At 76.6% G+C, this 3,342-nt stretch carries 3 protein-coding genes; all 3 read right to left on the bottom strand.

Annotated elements, in window-relative coordinates:
• A partial coding sequence (locus AOK11_RS19500; protein ID WP_240497411.1) for a protein kinase domain-containing protein occupies positions 1-311 on the bottom strand: 311 nt, incomplete at its 3' end.
• A gap of 51 nt (positions 312-362) precedes the next feature.
• Positions 363-1,970: a HoxN/HupN/NixA family nickel/cobalt transporter gene (locus AOK11_RS19505; RefSeq protein WP_055594997.1), complete on the bottom strand. Its 1,608-nt coding sequence runs from the start codon at positions 1,968-1,970 to the stop codon at positions 363-365.
• Entirely contained in the window at positions 1,967-3,265 is a 1,299-nt protein-coding gene (locus AOK11_RS19510; protein ID WP_079034961.1) for a tetratricopeptide repeat protein, read from the bottom strand. Before AOK11_RS19510 ends, AOK11_RS19505 begins: the two co-directional genes overlap by 4 nt.
• Positions 3,266-3,342: the final 77 nt, after the last annotated feature.

A 3,342-nucleotide genomic window follows, 5' to 3' on the forward strand; every position in this document is an offset into this window, starting at 1 on the left:
AGGGACAGACCGCGGACCAGCTCCATTACGATCCATGGGCGCCCGTCCTCGGTCGCCACGTCGTACACCGTCACCACATTGCGGTCGGCGACCCGGGCGGCGGCCCACGCCTCCCGCTCCAGCCGGGCGTACATCCGCTCCACGTCGGGCGTCGGCAGCCCGGCCGGGGCGCGGACCTCCTTCACGGCGACCTCGCGGTGCAGCACCTCGTCACGGGCCCGCCACACGGTCCCCATGCCGCCCTCGCCCAGCGGTGACAGCAGCCGGTACCGGCCCGCGATCACCCGCTCACTGCCCGGTCCCTCGGACATGGCGCCCCCCATCGCATCCGGGCGAATTCTCCGTTTCCTCATGAAAGTAGCTCAGCCCAGCGCGGATGCCGCCCCCCTGAACACCAATCCGGCCCCCAGAGCCACGACGACGAACGCCGATCCCAGGGGCGCGCTCCGGCGCACCAGCGCGACCACCGGGCGTGCGGTCCAGCGCGGGCGCCGGGCCAGGAGCCGGTTCACGCCGCTGCCCGCCTTCACCACGGCGTACCCGGCGGCGGTGAGGGTGAGCGCCAGTCCGACGCCGTACGCGACGACGAGCAGCAGCCCGAACCAGGCCTGCCCGAGCGCCGCGGCGCCCACCAGCACGACCACGGCGGACGGACTGGGCACCAGCCCGCCGGCGAGACCCAGCAGGATGGTGCCGCGCAGCGTGGGGGCGACGGCGTGGGTGTGGGTACGACCGCCGTGGGTGTGCTCGACGGTGCGGGGACGGGGATGCGCGCCGCCCGCCCGGGCGTGCCCGTGGTCATGGACGTGCGGGTGCCCGTGTTCGTGCCCGTGCCCGTGCCCGTGGTCGTGACTGTGGTCATGAGCGTGCCCGTGTTCGCGCTCGTGGTGGTGCGGGTGGCCCTGTGCGGCGTTCCGGTTGCGCAGGGCCCGTCGGAGGAGGCTCGCGCCCGCCAGGGTGACAAGGGCGCCGCTCGCGATCCCGAGCCACGCGACGACCGAGGGCGTGGCGGCCGAACCGGCCGTGACCAGCAGGCCGAGCGCCACCACGCCGAGGGTGTGGGTGACCGTCACCGAGGCGGCCATCGGCAGGACGTCCCGCAGCCGGGCCCTGCGGCCCCGGGCCGCCGCCGTCGCGGCCATGAGCGTCTTGCCGTGACCCGGCGCGAGCGCGTGCATCGCGCCGAGGACCACCGCGATCAGCAGCGCGAGCGCCGCGAACCCCGCGGTGAGGTCCTGCCGGGCGACGAGGTCGTCGAGGGCGCGGGTCCACCGGTCCGCGCCGCGGGGCAGTACGGAGGCGGCGGGCGCTTCGGTCTCCTTCCCCGCCAGTGCCGGCCCGCCCGTGCGCACCCGGAGGGACGCGGTCGCCGTGTCGGCCGGCGAGGACAGCAACTCCTCCGGGTAGCGGGTCAGTTCCCGTGACAGCGAGGTCTCGGGCACGTCCGACGCGGCCAGCGTCGTCCGGTCGCCGCGGGCGGTGACCTCCCGCCAGCCGGGGCCCGAGGACGCCCCGGCTCCGCGGAAGGAGACGTCCACCGTGCCGTCCTCGGGCAGCGGAGCGGTCAGCCCGCACTCCACGCGCAGCGTGTCGAGACCGGCCTGACCGGGGTGCACGCGCGCGCGGCTGCTCCGCACGGTGACCGGGACCGTACGCCCGTCCACCCGGACCTCGCTGTCGCGGGCGGCACCGGCGCATCGCCGACGTGCCCACTCGGCCGTGCCCAGCGCCTCGACGTCCGGCTTCGCCTGGGTGGCCGGGATCTCGGCGAGGTCCTCGACATGGTGGACGCGGAGCTCGCCCGGCGCGGCGACCAGGCCGTCGTACCGGTTGACGGTGAAGTTGCCGAGCGGATGCGCGCTCGCCGCCGTCGCCGGGACCAGCGTGAACGCACAGGCGGCGGCGAGGACGGCGGCACCGGTGGCGAGACGGCGGCCGGTGCCGTCGGCCGGGGATCGACGGAGGTTCACCGTGCCGCCTCCAGTTCGTCGAGGGCGGCACGGGCCTCGCGGGCGCCGAGGGGGGAGAAGCCGGGGTTCAGTTCCAGGGCCGCCGTGAGGGACCGGCGGGCGTCGCCGTCGTGGCCGGTGGCGCGTTCGATCATGCCGCGGTGGTGGAGGAAGGCGGCATTGCGGTAGCCGGTGGCCGTCGCCCGGCGGGCGTGGGGGAGCGCCTCCTCGGAGCGCCCGCTCCGGTGCAGCGCCCAGGCGAGGGCGTCCGCGGTGTGCACACTGTGCCGGCGGTCCCATTCGGCGCGGGCCGCTCGCAGGGCTGCTTCGGGGTCGCCGTGGTCGGCGGCGGCGAGCGCGGTGTCGAGGTCGGAGTTGACCCCGCCGGCGCGGGCGAGGGCGGTGTGCGCGTCGACGAGGGCGTACTGGTCGGCCGCCTTCGTACGGTCGCCGTCGGCGCCCCGGGCCTCGTACAGCTCGCCGAGAGCGACCAGCGGGCCGGGCAGCGGGGAGCGGACGACGACCTGCTCCAGCGTCCCGATCGCGCCCGCGCGGTCGCCGCTCGCGGCCTGGGCGCGGGCCCGTCCCTCCAACGCCGGGAGGTAGTCCTCGTCGGCGGCGAGGGCACGGGCGAAGTGGGTGAGCGCGGTCTCGTAGTCGCCCTGGTTCCAGGCGAGTTGGCCGAGCGCGGTCGCCACGTACGCCACGTCGGCGGGCGCGGACGCGCCGTCCAGGGCCCGCTCCAGCACCTCGCGCGCGGTCCGCACGTCGCCGCGCAGCTCCCGCACGTACGCGTACCGCGTGAAGACGGGCACCCCCGGCCGCCTGCTGTCCGCGGTGTCGGCGGCCTCGGCGGCCTCGTCGTACCGGCCGAGCTCCACGAGGGCGTCGATACGGGAGGACAGGGCGCGCTCGCTGTAGGGGTTCTGCCGCAGGGCCCGGTCGGCGTACTTCAGGGCGCCGGAGAAGTCGTGCCGGGCCGCGGCGAGGGCGGCACGGCCGGCCAGTGCCTGCTCATTGCCGGATCCGAGCGCGAGGGAGCGGTCGAACGCCCGCTCGGCCTGCGGGTAGCGCGACGGGTCCCCGTTGGTCCGCGCCTGCTCGACGTAGGCGAGCCCCAGGCTTGCCCAGCCACCGACGTCCCGTGGCTGGGAGCGCAGATGGGACTGCAGAGCACGGACCCCCGCGTCCAGGTCGCCCCCGGCGAGCGCCCCGGCCGCGAGCGCCCCGGCCGCGGGAGCGGCATCGGCGCCGGTCCGCGCTCCGGCCTGTGTTCCGTCCCGGCCGCCGCCGCGTGCCGCTCGCGCGGGACGCACCTCACGGTGTGCGCCGCGTTGTTGGCGGTCGCGATGACCGCCGGAGCGGTCGCCGTCGGCGGCGGCCGGGACGGAAC

It is taken from the genome of Streptomyces hirsutus, from assembly GCF_001418415.1.
GTDB lineage: Bacteria > Actinomycetota > Actinomycetes > Streptomycetales > Streptomycetaceae > Streptomyces > Streptomyces hirsutus.